Origin of the sequence: Kangiella koreensis DSM 16069 (assembly GCF_000024085.1) — a bacterium.
Lineage (GTDB): Bacteria > Pseudomonadota > Gammaproteobacteria > Enterobacterales > Kangiellaceae > Kangiella > Kangiella koreensis.
The window spans coordinates 1301340-1319094 of sequence record NC_013166.1; the positions used below are offsets into that span (position 1 = coordinate 1301340).

Annotated in this window: 14 protein-coding genes; 9 read left to right on the forward strand and 5 right to left on the reverse strand. The window is 42.1% G+C overall.

The genetic code is table 11. The features are described 5' to 3' along the window. Positions 1-74 precede the first annotated feature (74 nt). From KKOR_RS06070 to KKOR_RS06095, 6 genes are all read left to right on the forward strand, one after another. On the forward strand, positions 75-2555 hold the full coding sequence (locus KKOR_RS06070) for a S8 family serine peptidase (RefSeq protein ID WP_012801139.1): 2481 nt from the start codon (positions 75-77) through the stop codon (positions 2553-2555). Positions 2556-2711: 156 nt separating this feature from the next. Continuing rightward, the gene (locus tag KKOR_RS06075; protein WP_012801140.1) at positions 2712-3890 is read left to right on the forward strand and encodes an acyl-CoA dehydrogenase; all 1179 of its coding nucleotides are present in this window, start codon (positions 2712-2714) and stop codon (positions 3888-3890) included. 175 nt (positions 3891-4065) lie between these two features. After that, on the forward strand, positions 4066-4362 hold the full coding sequence (locus KKOR_RS06080; RefSeq protein ID WP_012801141.1) for a hypothetical protein: 297 nt from the start codon (positions 4066-4068) through the stop codon (positions 4360-4362). Between the two features lie 129 nt (positions 4363-4491). Beyond that, positions 4492-6675 carry a carboxy terminal-processing peptidase gene (locus KKOR_RS06085; RefSeq protein WP_012801142.1) on the forward strand — a complete coding sequence of 728 codons (2184 nt, stop codon included), beginning with the start codon at positions 4492-4494 and terminating at the stop codon, positions 6673-6675. A 144-nt stretch (positions 6676-6819) separates the two neighbouring features. After that, positions 6820-7770 (forward strand): mechanosensitive ion channel family protein, encoded by a 951-nt coding sequence (locus tag KKOR_RS06090; protein ID WP_228638793.1) that lies wholly within the window; start codon positions 6820-6822, stop codon positions 7768-7770. Between the two features lie 13 nt (positions 7771-7783). Further along, positions 7784-8755, forward strand: coding sequence for a zinc transporter ZntB (locus KKOR_RS06095; RefSeq protein ID WP_012801144.1), 972 nt, complete (start codon positions 7784-7786; stop codon positions 8753-8755). 149 nt (positions 8756-8904) lie between these two features. On the opposite strand, the gene KKOR_RS06100 is transcribed toward KKOR_RS06095, so the two are convergent. The 3 genes from KKOR_RS06100 to KKOR_RS06110 form a co-directional block, all read right to left on the reverse strand. Next, positions 8905-10884, reverse strand: a complete 1980-nt coding sequence (locus KKOR_RS06100; RefSeq protein WP_012801145.1) for a pyridoxal phosphate-dependent decarboxylase family protein — start codon at positions 10882-10884, stop codon at positions 8905-8907. A gap of 144 nt (positions 10885-11028) precedes the next feature. Then, positions 11029-11646: a TatD family nuclease-associated radical SAM protein gene (locus KKOR_RS06105; protein WP_012801146.1), complete on the reverse strand. Its 618-nt coding sequence runs from the start codon at positions 11644-11646 to the stop codon at positions 11029-11031. Continuing rightward, on the reverse strand, positions 11636-12022 hold the full coding sequence (locus tag KKOR_RS06110) for a putative zinc-binding protein (RefSeq protein ID WP_012801147.1): 387 nt from the start codon (positions 12020-12022) through the stop codon (positions 11636-11638). The genes KKOR_RS06105 and KKOR_RS06110 overlap by 11 nt, the downstream gene beginning before the upstream one ends. 227 nt (positions 12023-12249) lie before the next feature. On the opposite strand from KKOR_RS06110, the gene KKOR_RS06115 reads away from it, so the two are divergent. The 3 genes from KKOR_RS06115 (at position 12250) to KKOR_RS06125 (ending at position 15283) form a co-directional block, all read left to right on the forward strand. Beyond that, on the forward strand, positions 12250-14289 hold the full coding sequence (locus tag KKOR_RS06115; protein WP_012801148.1) for a ribonucleoside triphosphate reductase: 2040 nt from the start codon (positions 12250-12252) through the stop codon (positions 14287-14289). Between the two features lie 104 nt (positions 14290-14393). Continuing rightward, positions 14394-14534, forward strand: a complete 141-nt coding sequence (nrdD, locus tag KKOR_RS06120; protein ID WP_041296156.1) for an anaerobic ribonucleoside-triphosphate reductase — start codon at positions 14394-14396, stop codon at positions 14532-14534. Beyond that, on the forward strand, positions 14534-15283 hold the full coding sequence (locus tag KKOR_RS06125; protein WP_012801150.1) for an anaerobic ribonucleoside-triphosphate reductase activating protein: 750 nt from the start codon (positions 14534-14536) through the stop codon (positions 15281-15283). Before nrdD ends, KKOR_RS06125 begins: the two co-directional genes overlap by 1 nt. Positions 15284-15703: 420 nt before the next feature. On the opposite strand, the gene KKOR_RS06130 is transcribed toward KKOR_RS06125, so the two are convergent. Beyond that, on the reverse strand, positions 15704-16426 hold the full coding sequence (locus KKOR_RS06130) for a Crp/Fnr family transcriptional regulator (RefSeq protein ID WP_012801151.1): 723 nt from the start codon (positions 16424-16426) through the stop codon (positions 15704-15706). A 56-nt stretch (positions 16427-16482) separates the two neighbouring features. Then, complete coding sequence (locus KKOR_RS06135; protein ID WP_012801152.1) at positions 16483-17697, reverse strand: alginate export family protein; 1215 nt, start codon at positions 17695-17697, stop codon at positions 16483-16485. Positions 17698-17755 lie beyond the last annotated feature (58 nt).

The following is a 17755-nucleotide window of genomic DNA, read 5'->3' on the forward strand; positions in this document are numbered from 1 at the left end:
GGGGATTTCCCCAATTATCCTTTCTGCCATTTCATGCGATGCTCGAGCTCTCAATCCAATGGGGGTTTCCTAACATGAGTAAATTTAACTTAAAAACAAAGCCTATTTACGGTGCCATTCTGGCGGCCGGTCTAGGTTTATCTGCAATGACGGGGCACGCAAAGTCGCTCGGTCCTCAATTAACTGATTTGTTATCTGATGCAACTGAGCAAGAAGCGTTTGAGGTGATTGTCACTTTTGAAGGCTATGAGTCTGCTTCTTTGTCACAGCTACAGGCTTTAGAAAGTTTAGGTGTTAATAGTGGAGTCAGTTTTAACAGTTTGCCAATGGTTGGTATCACGGCAACCAAGCAACAGATTGATGCTATCTATGCGCGAGATGATGTGCGATCAGTCTGGTACAACGCACCTTTGACGTTGGAAAATGACGGCTCTACAGAACTGACTGGCGTTGATCGTTTACGCGATGATCAGTCAATGCGTAATATGGGTATGCCATACTCTGGTCGTGGTATCGGTGTTGTTATCAATGACTCTGGTGTAGATGGTACCCATAGCGATATCAAGTATCCGAATCATGTGACACAAAATGTTTTGGCTCAGGTCAATTTAAATTCTCTTTCAGGAATTTTGCCAATTACCTATCAAGAAGATGTTGCTAACACTGATATTGGTGGCGGTCATGGTTCACACGTTGCCGGCATTATTGGCGGTAATGGTGCCATGTCGAGTGGTCTGTATCAGGGTGTTGCTCCGGGCGCAAAACTAATTGGTTATGGCTCAGGTGCTGGTTTATTCATTCTGGATACTATAGGTGGTTTTGATTACGCTTTAACACACCAGCATGACTACAACATACGTGTAATTTCTAATTCATTTGGTAATACAGGTGATACAGGTACTGATTTCAATCCTGACGATCCTACAAACGTTGCGACTAAAGCCTTGAGTGACAATGGGGTTATTGTGGTGTTCTCTGCGGGTAACTCAGGTTCCGGCGAAGCGACCATTACCGGTAACTTTAAAAAAGCTCCATGGGTTATTACCGTGGCTGCGGGCGACAAGCAGGGCAACTTGGCTGACTTCAGTTCGCGTGGCGTTAAAGGCAAAACAGGCCAAGCAGTAGTGGATGGTGAAACATTCACTTGGGAAGACCGTCCTACCATCACCGCGCCTGGTGTTGATGTGATTTCTGCTCGCGCATCTTTATCAAGTCTTAGTGCTTTGAGCATTACTTCTGATAGTGAAGTAATGGATGCCAATCATGTGCCTTACTATACCGTAATGAGTGGTACTTCGATGGCAGCACCTCATGCTTCAGGTATCGTTGCTTTGATGTTAGAGGCTAACCCGAATCTAACGTGGCGCGAAGTGAAGCGCATCATGCAAGATACTGCGACCAACATGCCTGGTCTTGAGCCATGGGAAAGTGGGGCAGGTTACGCAAATGCTTACGCTGCGGTTAAGGCGGTGCTTGATGAGACTAAAAGTTTTGGCGAAACCACCAAGATCCAGCGCGAATTTAATGCCGCTGCACAGACATCTATTGCCGGCGAGTTCGAAATAACAGTTCCATTCAGCCCTGTTGGTGAGAATGAGGGCGTGACCTTCGAAGTAAATGATGAAGCTTCATTGCTAATGGTTCGTGCCAATGTTGCCGATAACACTGTTGGTATGTCTTTAACCAGCCCCAGTGGTAAACGTTATGGCTCAAGCATTGCATTGCCTGTCTTAGGTCAGAACATTGCTGTAACAGCTCCTGCGGAAGCTGGTACCTGGACTTTGCGTGCCAATGGTATTGGCGGTGTTTCAGGTGTTGATGTGGATCCGGCTAATGTGACTAATGGCTATGCCTTACCGGGCGAGATAGACGCTGTGGTTAAAATTACCCGTACCGATGGATTCGTTGGCTTAAATGATGTAGTTGGTCACCCTGCACAGGCCTTCATTGAAACTGCAGTGAGCGAGCAACTTGTCGATGCATTACTTGGTGGCTATGCACCTGACGAAGCTATTAGCCGTTCGCAAATGGCTGATTATCTGACACTTGGTGCCGGTATTCGCCAGTCAAATGCTGCAGATAGCAAGCAGTTCTTGGATGTAGCAGATGATTTGGATGTGGTCGTTAATGGATCAGCTATTAATGCTGTTACTCAAGTAGGTGGACCATTACGAGACAGAGCGCAAGTCACTTCTCCGGTTATGTTTGCTGACGGTAATATGTTTAACCCCGAACAGAACGTTAGTAAACTGGATGTTGCTTATTCATTAGTTCAGTCGCTTGGTCTTGAAGAACTTGCCAATAGTTTCTCGGGTGATATTACTGCAATTTTTGGTGCCGACAGAGTGGTTGTGGAGGATCAAAATATGATTCCTCAAGAATTAAGAGGCTATGTTCAATTGGCTCTTGATTTAGGCATCTTGAATGCACGTTTTTCTGTAACGCAAGGTATGTTTGATCTGGAACCAACTATCAAAGCCCATTTTGAACCTGGTCAAGTCATGACTCGCGCAGCTTTTGCTGTAGCCATCACTCGATTCTATAACGCACTGTAATTTCTATCCCTCCTGAAAAAGGATTGATTTAGCCCAAGGATTGGGCACTTTTCTCATATTTTCTGGTCAGACGTGTATATAACCACTGGTTAATTATGGCCAGATTGCGTATATTCGGTGCTTCAATTTTTACCTATAACCATACAGATTTTTATCATGTCTAAAGCATTACTTGACCACTGGGACGATATCCTTTTACTTGATGAGCAGTTAACGGAAGAAGAACGTATGATCCGTGATGCTGCCCGTGACTATTGTCAGGAAAGGCTGATGCCTCGCGTATTAGAAGCCAACCGCCACGAAATCTTTGATCGTGAAATTATGACTGAGCTGGGTGAGCTAGGCTTACTTGGTTCAACTATTGATGGTTACGGTTGTGCTGGTGCATCCTATGTGGCCTATGGCTTAGTAGCGCGTGAAGTTGAGCGCGTAGATTCTGGTTATCGTTCTGCTCTGTCGGTACAGTCCAGTCTGGTGATGCATCCGATTAATGCTTACGGAACAGAAGCTCAAAAAGAAAAGTTTTTACCAAAACTGGCAACAGGTGAGTGGGTTGGTTGTTTTGGTTTAACTGAACCAGATTCTGGTTCTGATCCCGCGAGCATGAAAACCCGCGCAAAGAAAGTAGATGGTGGTTACCGTTTAACCGGTAACAAAATGTGGATCACTAATTCCCCTATCGCTGATGTCTTTATTGTTTGGGGAAAAGATGATGAAGGCGAAATTCGTGGCTTTATTTTAGAAAAGGGCATGGAAGGACTTTCTGCTCCTAAGATTGAAGGTAAGTTCGCATTACGCGCCTCAATCACCGGTGAAATTGTGATGGACAATGTCTTTGTTCCTGAAGAAAACAAGTTCCCGGAAATCAAAGGACTTAAAGGTCCATTTGGTTGCTTGAACGTAGCTCGCTATGGTATTTCGTGGGGCGCATTAGGCGCCGCAGAGTTTTGCTGGCACGCAGCGCGTCAATACGGACTTGATCGTAAACAGTTCAACAAGCCATTAGCTTCCATGCAGTTGTTCCAGAAAAAACTGGCTGATATGCAAACTGAAATTTCTCTTGGCTTACAAGGCGCACTAAGAGTCGGGCGTTTGATTGATGAGAAGCGCTTCAAGCCTGAAATGATTTCACTGGTTAAGCGTAACTCTTGTGGCAAAGCACTCGATATTGCCCGCATGGCTCGTGATATGCATGGCGGTAATGGTATCGCTGATGAGTTCCATGTGATTCGTCATGCTATGAACTTGGAAGCGGTTAATACCTACGAAGGTACGCATGATATTCATGCCCTGATTCTTGGTCGTGCACAAACTGGATTACAGGCATTCATGTAAATCAGCTTGAACTGTAAAAAGGGCCTCAGGGCCCTTTTTTTATGATTCAAAGAGTTGTACTGCGTCATTTTAGCCAAATTTTGAGACATTTAACGGACTTATTCATGCTTAACTTGTGAGATACAAGTCAGAGCGCTACACTAAAACTAGGTAGTCAAAAGTCCAAGGAGGTCTTATGAAAGTTTATGTTATTGAAACTCATTTACTGGATGGTGACCAAGATATTGCTATTTTTGACCAGAAGCCCAAAGCTGAACGTTATATTGAAAGTCACGAGTTACATGGCAACCCCGAAATAGTCGAAGTGGCAGTTAGAGGGTTTCAGACAAACTCGGATGAAGTATTTACAGCATCTAATTACGATGCGGCCAGGGATATTCAATTTTTTGAAGGTGCATACGGTAATCAAAAAGATGCCGAAATTGCGGCAGGTCCAAATGGTCTGGTTTTACATAGATCCATTAGGCATTGATATTAAAAGATTTTTTAGATAATTACATACTTTTACACACTCTATGGCTTGTAATTTACGTAAATATACGCAACCTTTAGTCTAGAGAAGAGTCATTACTGGAAAGCTTTCCCCATTAAAGGTATTTAGATGAACAAAAATAAGTGGTTAATAACATTACTGGCTTTAACCTTACCGCTAACCATGTATGCGGAAGAGGTTAAAAATGAGCCTGTTGTAGAGGAAGAAGCCTTTGTAGTTCCTGAGCCAGCCAGCCTAAATTTAAAACCAGAAAACAAATTCCGAGAAACTGGACGTATTGTTTCTTTTTTATTGATGCAAAGCCATTACGAACATCCAGATTTTGACGACGAGTTATCAAAAGAAGCCTTCGATCAATTCCTCAAAGCACTTGACCCCAATCGCAGTTATTTCTATCAAAAAGACATTGCGCAGCTTGATGACTATGAAAGTCTATTTGATGATGCGTTGAGAACAGGACGTATTGAGCTTGCTTACGATTTCTTTGCATTATTTGAAGATCGTTTCCGTGAGCGCTACTTGTTTGCCTTAGAGCAGCTTGAAAAGCCACTAGATTTCAATAGTGATGGTGAGTTCGAATATGATCGTCGGGAAGCTGAATGGCCGAAAGACGAAAAAGAAATGAATGCCATTTGGAAGAAGCGTGTATTAAATGATGCCTTAAATTTAAAACTTGCTGAGCAAACTGATGAGCAAATTAAAGAAAAACTGGCGAAACGCTATCAGTCAGCAATCCGTCGCTTGTCTCAAACCAAAAGTGAAGACGTATTTGGTTACTTTATGAATTCTATCAGTGCGGCGATCGATCCCCATACCAGTTATTACACACCAAGGCAGTTTGAAAATTTCGCTATCAATATGAGTCTAAAACTACAGGGTATTGGCGCAGTTTTGACTCAAGAAGATATGTTTACGAAAATTGTGTCTATTGTGAATAAAGGACCCGCTGATAAGTCAGGTCAAGTTCATCCGAATGATAAAATTATTGGTGTTGGACAAGGCGAAAAAGGTGAGATGGTTGATGTTATTGGCTGGCGCAATGATGATGTGGTAGATTTGATTCGCGGCGAAGCAGGAACGATTGTTCGTCTACAAATTATTCCATACACCAAAGCCGGTGATGGCATGCCAAAAACTGTTGAGCTGGTTCGTGAAGAAATCAAGCTTGAAGATCAGGCTGCCAAATCTAAAGTGTTAGAAGTTGAGCAGTATGATAAAAACTTCAAAATGGGTGTTATTGAACTTCCGTCTTTCTACTCTGAAACAGTCGCTTCCAATGGCAACAGTAAAGATGTCACAAGTACCACAAAAGATGTTGCCCGTTTGATTAAAGAGTTTAACAAGCAGAACATTGATGGGCTTGTGGTTGATCTTAGAAACAATGGCGGCGGTTCACTATCAGAAGTTGTCAATTTGGTGGGCTTATTTATTGATAAAGGTCCAGTTGTACAAGGACGCGATAGTGGTGGTCGTCTTCGAGTGTTAAAAGATACTGATGCAGACATTCTCTACAAAGGGCCGCTGGCTGTTTTAGTAAATGGCGGATCAGCCAGTGCCAGTGAGATTTTTGCAGGAGCGATTCAAGACTACGGCAGAGGCATAGTTTTAGGTGAAAACACCTTTGGTAAAGGTACCGTGCAAAGTGTCGCGGACCTGAATCAATATATCCGAAATCCTGAAACTCAGGTTGGTGCGTTAAAACTTACCGTGGAAAAATTCTATCGAGTGACCGGTGAGAGTACCCAAAATAAAGGTGTTAAGCCCGATATTGAGTTCCCAACCATTTTTGATAGTAGTGAATATGGTGAAGGCTCCTACGATAATGCTTTAGTCTGGGATACTATAAAATCGACTAAATTCAATAAAACTGATGGATTGACAGAAGTTATTCCTTTCCTGCGCTCAAAGCATGAAGAGCGTAAAACATCCAGCCAGGAGTTTTCGTTTCTAGAGGAAGATATTGGTAGAATGGCCGAGCAGCGCGATAACAAAGTGGTTTCATTGAATTATGAGAAGCGTTTGGCAGAGCGTAAGCGTAATGACCAGATTCGATTAGAGCGTGAAAATCTTCGCCGCAAAATTGAGGGACTAGAACCTCTTAAAGAATTAGCTAGCGAGGAAGATTCTGCTGAGGATGATAATTCTGGAGATGCAACAGAAATTGTTGATGAGGATCAAAAAGATCTGTTTCTGAAAGAGGCGGGAAATATCTTATCTGACCTTATCATGATTCGTGAGAAGCCTGAGATTGCAGCCAATTTTTTAGCAGAGCAACAATCTAGAAATAACTAAAGATACTTTTCTAAGAAAGCCAGCTTTATGCTGGCTTTTTTGTATCAGATATAATAAAAAGGACGAAGCTAATATGAGTTTCAGGATTACTAGATGCCACTAATACCAGTTTTAATGAGTACGTTTTCAAAATTTGAAGACATCATGAATAAGCCCCTAATTAGTTTGAAAGAGGGCAGTAGCATTACTTTATGGCAATTATTGTTAGCACTGGTTTTTGTGATTGTTGCCTGGTTAGTCAGTCGCTATGTGGCGAAATTCATTGGTCGTAAAATTCTCAAGATGATGAATGTTAGCGATGATAATGTGGTTATCATTCAACGGCTGGTGTTTTTTGTCATGTTGGGCATTATTGTGGTTACGATCCTTTCATTTTTAAAGGTACCCTTAACTGCTTTTGCCTTTATTTCTGGCGCAGTAGCAATTGGTATAGGTTTTGGTGCCAAGAATGTTATGGATAACTTTATCAGCGGCTGGATATTGATGTCTGAAAGACCAGTCCATATCAATGATGTGGTTGAGCTGGATGGTCAGCTAGGTCGAATAGTTCAGGTTGGGAATCGCTCAACCATTATTCGAAGAATCGATGGCGCTCATATGGTTATACCCAACAGTACCTTGCTGCAATCCAATTTAGTTAACTGGACATTATTAGATCAGAACATTCGAAACTCGGTTAAAGTCGGTGTTGCCTACGGTAGTGATGTGCAAAAAGTGAGGGAGATTCTTTTTGCGATAATGAAGGATAATAAAAGTGTTCTTGAAGATCCCGAACCTTCGGTTATCTTTGAAGACTTTGGGGATAGCTCTTTAGTCTTTGAAATGTGGTATTGGGCAAAAATAAGTACTATTCGAGAGTTAAGAGCAATTCGCAGCGACCTCCGCTTTGAAATAGACAAGCGCTTCAGCGAGAGCAATATAGTGATAGCCTTCCCGCAAAGAGATGTTCATCTTCATTTTGCCGATGATGTTGCCAAACAGCTAGCACAGAAGTTACAGACATCTGAGCAATTGAAATCGCTAGAAGATCGCTCTAAAGAAAGTAATCAGACAGCTAGTTCAAAAAATCAAAAGTCAACTTCGCAAAAGGATTAGGGAGGGCACTGCTATGACAGAAACTGTTCACGCACCAATCACCAGCTTGCATCTGACTCGAAAAGGTGGGCTACTGAAAAATGTGTCGCTTGATGAAGAGCAGTCTGGCCAACCACTAATCTGGCATCACATTAACTATACATCTCCAATTGCCAAAGATTGGTTAGATCAGGAGCCTAGAGTTAATGAAGTAGCACAGGATATCTTGTTGCGAGCGGAAACTCGTCCTCGTTTTTATATGGAAGACAACACAATCTTGATGTGTTTACGAGGGGTAAATTTAAACCCTGATGCTCAGCCTGAAGATATGATCTCGATCCGGTTATGGGTTACAGAAGACATGATCATTACCAGCTGCAATCGTCACAGTTGGTCGATTACAGATATCACAAAAGCTTTGGAGCAGGGCACAGGACCTAAAACTAGTGGTGAATTTATGTCACTGCTCATAGAGCGCCTAGCCATTCGAGTAGAAGAGTTTTTTGAAGAGCTTGATATTAGTCTTGATCAACAAGAAGATACATTGGCCGGGGTTGGATTTGATGAATTCTATGCTCAAATTAGTCACTTACGTCGTCAAAGCGCTACGATTAAACGTTATCTGACACCGCAAAAAGATGCACTCGAAAAACTCTATCGCAGTCAAAGCCCAATAATCACCAAGCTGGATTTAGATAATATTCGGGACGATCTGGATAAATTTACCCGCTTGCTGGAAGATATTGAGCTAACGCGAGAGCGAACCATTGTTTTGCAGGAAGAATATCTGGCAAGAATAGCTCACCAACAAAATAGTCGTTTATACGTACTGGCAATTATTTCGGCAATATTTTTACCCTTAACCTTTCTAACCGGAGTGTTTGGCATGAATGTGGCGGGACTACCGGGTCTTGAGCATGAAAATGCTTTTTTGTATGTGGCAAGCTTCTGTTTTGGTTTAGCAGTAGCGCTATTGATTTGGTTTAAGTTCAAGAAGTGGTATTAAAAGGGTAATCTTGCTTATTATTTGTCGTCAGTTGCTATGATGTGAAATTGTGAGATTATTAACTTCCTTGCTAACAATCTCACAATAGGGGAAACCGATTCAACAGCTATAAACTAAGCTTCTCGATATTAAGCCATTCGATATCTAAGCTACTCGATATCTAAGTAGCGGAGAATCAAGGATTCAAGATAGTCACAATATTTCACTACATAATCGTTGCCATTGGTATCATTCGCCAACCAAGGATTCATAATAGTGTGGCGAAGCAACATGATGCGATCGCTCTCTAACGTTCTATTCTGAACGTCTTTAACAAAGTATTGTTCCTGCAGACCCAACATCTCACATAATTCTTTTGCATGGTTTTCGCTGATGTTTTTGCGCATAATCTGCGTGCTGGAACCTATGAATTCACGATCTTTTGGCGAGCTGTCTCGTGATATTTTTAAATGCTGATATATTTGCTTGGTAAAATCATTCAGATAAGTAATCGATTTATTACCCACCGGATTAATGACGATGCAGATCAAATTAGTATCTGGTGTATAAGGCAAGCACAGATTGGCTCGTCCTTTAATTTTGTCTTTAAGCTCTAGCAATTTGTCAAAAAAGTATTCTGATGTTTTTAGACTTTGTCTGATCACACGACCAAAATTTTTGTAGTTTAGTGGTAATACTTGATTCGTGACATAGCTGGCTGCTGCGACCGAACCCGGTTTTGATCCCTCCAAAATATACTGGCCAAGCTTTTCAAATTGCTTGGTGGCTGGTGTTTCGACTGATTTGTCCATTTCTTCGAACACATAGGGTGCTTCCTGTGTCAGCAAATCGGTAATATCCTGATTACGACTGATAAAACCACCTGCACCAAAAGGTAAGTATCCCAGCTTGTGAGGATCGATGGTCACTGAATCAACGTCTTTAACGCTGGTTATAGAGTTAAAAACTTCTTTAGAAGGGAAGTACTTAAACATCTTCTTAGCTTTACCGTGGCTCATGGTAGAACCATCTTCCTCACGGAACATGCTGGCTAGATAACCACCCCATGCTGCATCGACATGGACGTAAAAGTCTAATCCTTTAGCGCTGAATTCGTTGCGTAACTCAAGAATCTTATGGATAGGATCAACTGTTCCAAATTCAGTTGTGCCTAAAATTCCAACACAGGCAAGGATGGGGATGTTTTTACTCAGTGCATTGTCTAGTATTTTCCGTAATGCATCTATGTCTAAACGCATATTGGAATGCACGGGAATTTTTATCAATTGGTCTGAACCAAAGCCCATGACGCGCATCCCTTTTTGCCAACTGTAATGCGCCGAGCCAGGTACCAATACCAAGGGTTGCTTCAAGCCTAAATGATTCGAATAAAAGTAAGCGGGCCCAACCGTTTCGATACGATGTTGTTCTACACATTCATTAAACTTATCTCCGAGATCGGGATAGGCTGTAGCGATTGCTTTCTCTGTTTCGTGTTTGAGGCTTAAAACATTATCAATAGAAAGATTGGTTAGTTGCCATAAATTAGCATCCACCAGTTTGCCATTGAGAATGATACTGTTTGGCAGTTTAAGCTCCAATGACTTTACTGCTTCCACAAGGGCTACAGGGTAATATTTCGCAGCTCTAAAATTCCACAAGCTTTCATAATTGGCAACCGTACCACCGGAAGTTAAATGTCCCCAGGCACAGGGTGATTTCGTTGGATCGGTGTTAAAGCCAAACATTTCGGCAAACTGTTTACCGACTTTCAATTCTAAGTCCACAGTAACCGTAGCTGCTTCAAATGACACATTATTCGGGTTGTACAAAGTCGTGACCATTTGTGCTATCAAGCCAGGCATCATTAAGTCGGAACACATATGGCCAATGTAGCGAGGGCTAAAGAAGGGAACCGACTGTTTTAGTGATGCGGTGAGTTTGTGTAACTCGGTGCGCATTTTAGCAATCGCTTGTTGGTACTCAGGTGATTGCGAGGCGAAAGTAGATATCGCCGGCAAGTCTTCCGGGTGTATGTTTCTACGCCAATAAATATGATCGCGTAATAGCTCTGTTAGAACCTTTTCGAAAACATCATTGTTTTCACCGTAAGGCCCTAAAAAATAAGGGGCTAAAAATTCTAGATTCATAATCTTTTATCCTAAGATGTTTTAAACAGAGTAGAGGCATTCGGGATAGAGCGTATTGATCATAATCAACAAGAAGTGTTTCTGTTGTTCGGGTAACTTTAATAAGAGAACTTTAATAAGAGAACTTTAAAAAGCGAACCTTAATCAGCCAACTTTATCGAGATATCGGCAAACAAATTCAGCACCAAGGTTTTCAGCAATTTTTTTACATTCTTTGATATCGACACCTGCCAAACCGTCAATAGCAGTGACCCTAACCGCTTTAAAGGCTCCTACACTGTGTTTTATAAACTCTTTAACCGCTGAATAGGCATTGGATAGTTGCGGATGACAGTGCCGCTTATAAATGGCTTCGTTCTGTGCATTGAGTGAAACGGACACGGTATCAATGACTTCGCTAAGCTCAGGGATAATATTTCTCTTGTGAACAAGACAACCTAAGCCGTCGGTGTTGAGACGTGTTTTAACGCCTTGTTCTTTGCAATAGCGAGCAATTTCTATAAGTGGTTTGAGCCGCAGGGTCGGCTCGCCAAATCCACAAAAAACCACTTCTTGATACTGTGATAAGTCAGGCAGGCTAGCTATAACTTCTTGAGATTTAGGTTGTTTTTGTAATGCCAGGTTGTATTGGTGAACTTGTGGATCACCATGGGTTTTAGGGCAAAACTGACACACCAAAGTGCAGCGATCACTAATATTTAAATATAGACTGCCCCGAATTTCATACCATAGCACTGGCTGCTTCATGGTTTCAGACTTCATCAGCTAATTCCTCAGACATCTCTCTAGCTATCACACGAACCTCAATTAATAAGTTGTTCACTGTTTCTTCTGACACTGCCTCGTTATAGCGTTTTTTGTAGCCATAGGTTGTTAATACCAAGTGTTCATCTGGAATAACGTCATGATTACCCAGGCAAGCTTTGGCACATGCTAAGTGGCAGCCATCAATTGCAATAATCTTGCGGCTTGATTTGGCTTTTTTAACCAAAGAGGGGACATTGCCTCCAACACCGGCAATGCACGACATTTCGGCCAATTGCTCTTTGTTAAGGGTCACTGCAAGGTGATTGGCGGTTTGTGCCAAGTTGGAACAACCCGAGCAAGAATATACAAGAGGTTTGTCATTAGTAGCCATAAGCTTCACATTCAAAATGACTCTGATATCAGACGGACAATGTAACGTTTATGGGAGGGTTAGCTAATTGATCTGCATCAAGTTGCATGGAGAAAAAATATAACAACAAGTTGAGCTAGATCAAGGATAGAGATACCACATATTGATTAAATCGATCTCGAAAACACAATATATTGAATCTGTGGTGGTTTGAATACCAATTTGCAGAGAGCAATGGAGATAACGATATGGGTATTGAAATAGAAAAGGCACCGATGCCACTCAAGATTGTAAAGAGGGATTTAACGGAAGCCAAGTTCGAACGTGCGAAAATTTATGAAGCAGTAATGAAAGCTGGCAAGGCTTCAGGAGAGTTTGATGCCGATGAGGCAGAAAAACTCACCCGCCAGGTGATTGATGTTTTGAGTTTCAGGTTCACCGATTTAACGGTGCCAACGGTAGAGCAGGTACAAGATATTGTTGAGCATTGTCTGGCTGTAAATCAGTATTTTGCTACCGCTAAAGCTTATATTTTATACCGCGAAAAACACAAAATAATTCGTGAAAACAAGAAGACTTTTCTCGATATCACTTCATCAGTTGAGGAGTATTTATCAGGCTCGGACTGGCGTGTAAAAGCCAATGCTAACCAGGGCTATTCATTGGGTGGACTAATCCTTAATGTTTCAGGAAAGGTTATTGCCAACTACTGGCTCAATCATATTTACGAGCCTGAAATTGGTGAAGCGCATCGTAATGCTGACTTGCATATTCATGACCTGGATATGTTGGCAGGTTATTGCGCAGGCTGGTCTTTAAGAACCTTGTTGCATGAAGGTTTAAATGGTGTGCCAGGAAAAATTGACTCTGGTCCGCCAAAACATTTGTCCAGTGCCATTGGCCAAATGGTTAACTTCCTCGGTACTTTACAAAATGAATGGGCAGGCGCACAGGCCTTCAGTTCTTTTGATACTTATTTAGCGCCATATATCCGTAAAGACGCAATGAAATATGAGGATATTAAACAGTGTATACAGGAATTTATTTACAACCTGAATGTGCCTTCACGTTGGGGCACGCAAACACCGTTCACTAATATCACTTTGGATTGGGTTTGCCCAGAAGACTTGCGTGAGCAGATCCCAATTATTGCTGGGGAAGAGATGCCTTTTGCCTATGGTGATTTGCAAAAGGAAATGGACCTGATCAATCGTGCCTATATTGAGGTCATGATAGAAGGGGATGCTAAAAAACGGGTCTTTACCTTCCCCATACCAACCTACAACATCACGCCTGATTTTGATTGGGAGTCTGAAAACTCTGACCTGTTGTTTGAGATGACTGCAAAGTATGGCTTGCCGTATTTTCAGAACTTCGTTAACTCTGAGTTATCACCCAATATGGTTCGCTCGATGTGTTGTCGCTTGCAGTTGGACTTACGCGAGCTTCTTAAGCGTGGTAATGGTTTGTTTGGCTCTGCTGAACAAACAGGATCATTGGGTGTTGTAACCATTAATTGCGCCCGCTTAGGTTATCTCTATAAAGGTGACAAAAAGGCGCTGCTGGATCGTATTGATGAGTTAATGATTATGGCCAAAGATTCATTAGAGGTGAAGCGTAAAGTCATTCAGCATTATATCGACAGTGATTTGTTCCCTTACACCAAGCGCTATTTAGGCACACTGCGCAATCACTTCTCGACTATTGGCGTAAATGGTATCAATGAGATGGTGCGTAACTTCACCAATGATGAACATGATATTACCTCAGAAGAAGGTCATGCATTGGCTATCGAACTACTTGATCATGTTCGTGCACGCATGGTGCAGTATCAGGAAGAAACGGGGCATCTTTATAATCTGGAAGCAACTCCGGCAGAAGGCACCACTTATCGCTTTGCAAAAGAAGATAAGAAGCGTTACTCAGACATCATTCAGGCTGGTTACGAAGATGCACCTTACTACACTAATTCATCGCAGTTGCCTGTAGGTCATACCGATGATGCCTTTGAGGCGTTAGAGCTGCAAGATGAGCTACAGAGTAAATATACCGGCGGTACAGTTCTGCACCTTTACATGGGCGAGCGCATATCCAGCGCTGAAGCTTGTAAAAAAATGGTGCGCAAGACCTTAACCAATTTCCGTTTGCCTTATATCACCATCACACCAACTTTCTCGATTTGTCCTGTGCATGGCTATCTGCAAGGTGAGCATGAATATTGCCCACGCTGTGATGAAACTCTGGTACAGAAATCGGGTGGTAAAAATAACGAAAAGGTGTGCTGCTAATGTTTGAATTTTATCTACAAGATGCAGAGCTGGTGAATCTGTTTCACGCAAAAAAGTACGATTTAAATAGTTCAACTACTCTTTCAACAACAAAGGAGAAAACAATGACTCAACTTAACAATCAAGATCGCCAAAAGTGCGAAGTCTGGACTCGCGTTATGGGCTACCATAGACCAGTATCAGCTTTTAACAAAGGCAAGCAATCTGAGCACAAAGAACGTCAACATTTTAAAGAGCGTGCCTAATGTTCAAAGTGGCTCAACCAATCAGTAACATCGATCGTGATGTTACTTTGCGAGTAGGGGGCATTACGCCCCTTACTACCATCGATTATCCAAATCATTTGTCCTGCGTTGTATATTGCCAAGGTTGCGCCTGGCGTTGCCGTTATTGTCATAATCCTGAGCTGATACCGACGAAAGCCGATCAGTCTTACGATTGGCAGGAGCTGGTAAACTTTTTAACAAAAAGACAAGGCTTGTTAGAGGCAGTGGTTTTCAGTGGTGGCGAGCCTTTGCTGCAATCGGCGTTAGTTCCAGCTATTGAAACCGTTAAAGCAATGGGGTTCAAAGTTGGTCTGCATACTGGAGGCTCTGCGCCAAAACGCTTTAAAGCGCTGCTTTCTAATGTTGACTGGGTTGGGTTTGATGTCAAAGATCTACCAGAGTTTGGTGATGCGATTATTCGAGTGGATGGCGCAGCTCAGGCAAACTGGCAAAGCTTAGACCTGTTGCTAGACAGTGGCGTTGATTACGAGTGTCGTACTACCGTGCACTGGAACTTAACCAATCCCGATAGAGTCTTAAAGCTTGCTAAAACCTTAGCTGAGAAGGGCGTAAAGAGATATAACCTACAAATTGCCCGCAACAAAAACACTCTCGACGAAACACTACGAAGCGATGAATTCGCCTACTCAATGATTGATAAAGAAACCCGCCAGCAACTCTGTGCCGCGATAGAACCAATGTTTGATAGCTTCAAATGGGTGGAGTAATTCTAGTTCCACTTTTCAGCTCTAACCTCTAACTGAAAACATCTACTATTTTGGTTCTTCAAAAAGAAAATGCCCAAATGGTAATTCCAATTTCCCATTTATATTGAGCTGAGACACGTACAAAATATAGCAATCAAAATCGTGGATAATTTTGATAAGAATTTTCAGCACAGGGATGTGATGTAAATTCTGGTGCGTTAAGTATTTTGGGAGTGACGAAGGGAGTCACGCTTCACGTGACCTCAATATACGGGTGGTCTTCTTTTGGTTACTTTTCTTGACCACGCAAGAAAAGTAACTCGCTGAGTAGCGAAAACAGAGTTAGGTAAAAGCTATAAAGAATATGTGTTCACACATTCTCGAGCTACCGAAGGAAAGTGCACGTGGTAAATGATGAGATAAAATCAGAGCCAGCGACACCTACAAGCTGGCCACTCCATCGCTAGACTCTAAGTAATATTGAGATAGTCTCTCACGCTGCAAAACAATAACCTTGCCATTACTGAACGAAAACACATTTTCATCTTCAAACTTCTTCAATAAACGTGAGAATGTTTCAGGCCTGATAGATAATTTCCCTGCAATAGATTTTTTTGAAATATTTATAGGGAAGGTGCCACCATCTTCAATATCATGCGGCATCATGTCATAGACAAATCGCGCAACACGCTGGGAAGCATCGAGAACGGTTAGCATCTCAATCTCATTTACATGGCCACGCATCTTCAAGGAGATATTACCGAGCATTTTCAAAGCCAGATCACTGTTGTTGTGTAGTAGGTTATAAAAATACTCACTGGGAACCGCCAAAATTTGTGTGCGTTTAGTGCTTGTAGCATTAATGGGATAGAACTTTTTTTGCAAAAACATGAGTGCTTCTGCAAAAGTGTCATTGCCATTAACGAACTTAATGATTTTCTCTTTGCCTTCTGTGGAAATCAGGTGCAATTTGACTTGCCCGTCAAGTACCAAGAAGAAGTACTTGGCGGGCTGTCCTTGACTGATAACAGGCTTGTTTGGTTTAAAATAGGTGAGTTTACTGATGGCCAACAGTTTCTGAAGCTGTTCATCACTGAGGCAGTTGAACATCGCATTACGGCGCAGTGTTGGTGCCAAACTGGTTAGTTGCATTGCTTCCATCATAATTTCTCTCTCTATCTACTTTAGCCAAACATTAGGCTAATCATTGGTAAGTGTGACTAGAAATTAGCCACTAGCATTAGCCATATTTTGCGAGTATCAACGGAATGACTATCCGATGAATAATCAGCGAGCTTCGCTACAAATGTTAAGTTTTTGTCAATTTTGGTTGAGTAGTTAAGTCCAAGCTCTGAGCCATAATCTTGATTAGTCGCATCAGCCTGATAATCATGATAAACAACGCTGATTTTTGACATAACAAAACTAGTACCAATCGTAAGGTAAGTGTCTTCTATACCTGCATCAGGTGTTACTAGGAACTGATCTGCCCAGCCTTGAAACTTATGCTTTGTGGCTAGTGGAGTTTGAAATGCCTGACCTGCAACATTGGCATCACCGCCCAGTACTTCCTGACCCGCCGCAAACGTCCAGTTTTGTAGCTTGTACCCAACTTCTAGTAATTGATAGTCAGTGCTTAGGTCAGCAGGGTTGTCTTCATACTCAGACTGCTTGGCGTATTCTGCATTGAAAAATAGTGGTAATTCAGATGTTCCACCATATGAGAAACGGGCACCTAACGTTTTAGTCGAACTTAAAGGCGCTTCTTTAAAATCCAGGAAGTAACCATAAAAGTTTAAATCCATTGTGTCAGACAAAGCCCAGTCATAATTTAGGAAATGACTTCGAGTATCGGTATTACCATCAAAAATAGTATTGATGTTATTGACGTAGGCATACGTAATGTTGGCATTGTCAAACGAACGATTGTTGATTAGTAGGCCATCATAAGTCTGTTCATTCTGACGCCAGCCAACGCCACCGACGAAGCGTTGGGTGCCTAAGTTGATACGTTGACGGCCAGCAATCACTTTGGTGTTATCAAAGCCGCTGTAGGTCAGTGCAGCCTGATTTATTTCTGTCGCTTCCGGATCGGCTACAACAGAATAATCAGTGTTACCATTTAAGGTACTGTTGTAGTCATCACGGTTAGTGACAGCGCTGACGTTATCTACTTCAAACTTAAAGCTGAAATCATTATAAGTTTGTGTATCTAGCGTTACCCGCGTCAACAGGGTAGAGGCAATAGCATCTTCTAGCGCGTTATCCTGATCAACATCTTCAAGACGGTAGCGTAAGTGCCACTTAACATCGGTATTTTCCAATGATTCGGCAAAACTATTGGCTTGTTCTTGAGATTCATCCGCTTGCACGATGGCAGAACCTAGCAACAGGACACTAGCAACAGCGATCGATATTTTTGTTAAATGGGTCATTATCAGCTCCAATATGCTTTTTATTTGGCACTTGATACCATACCGCATTAAATCAGCC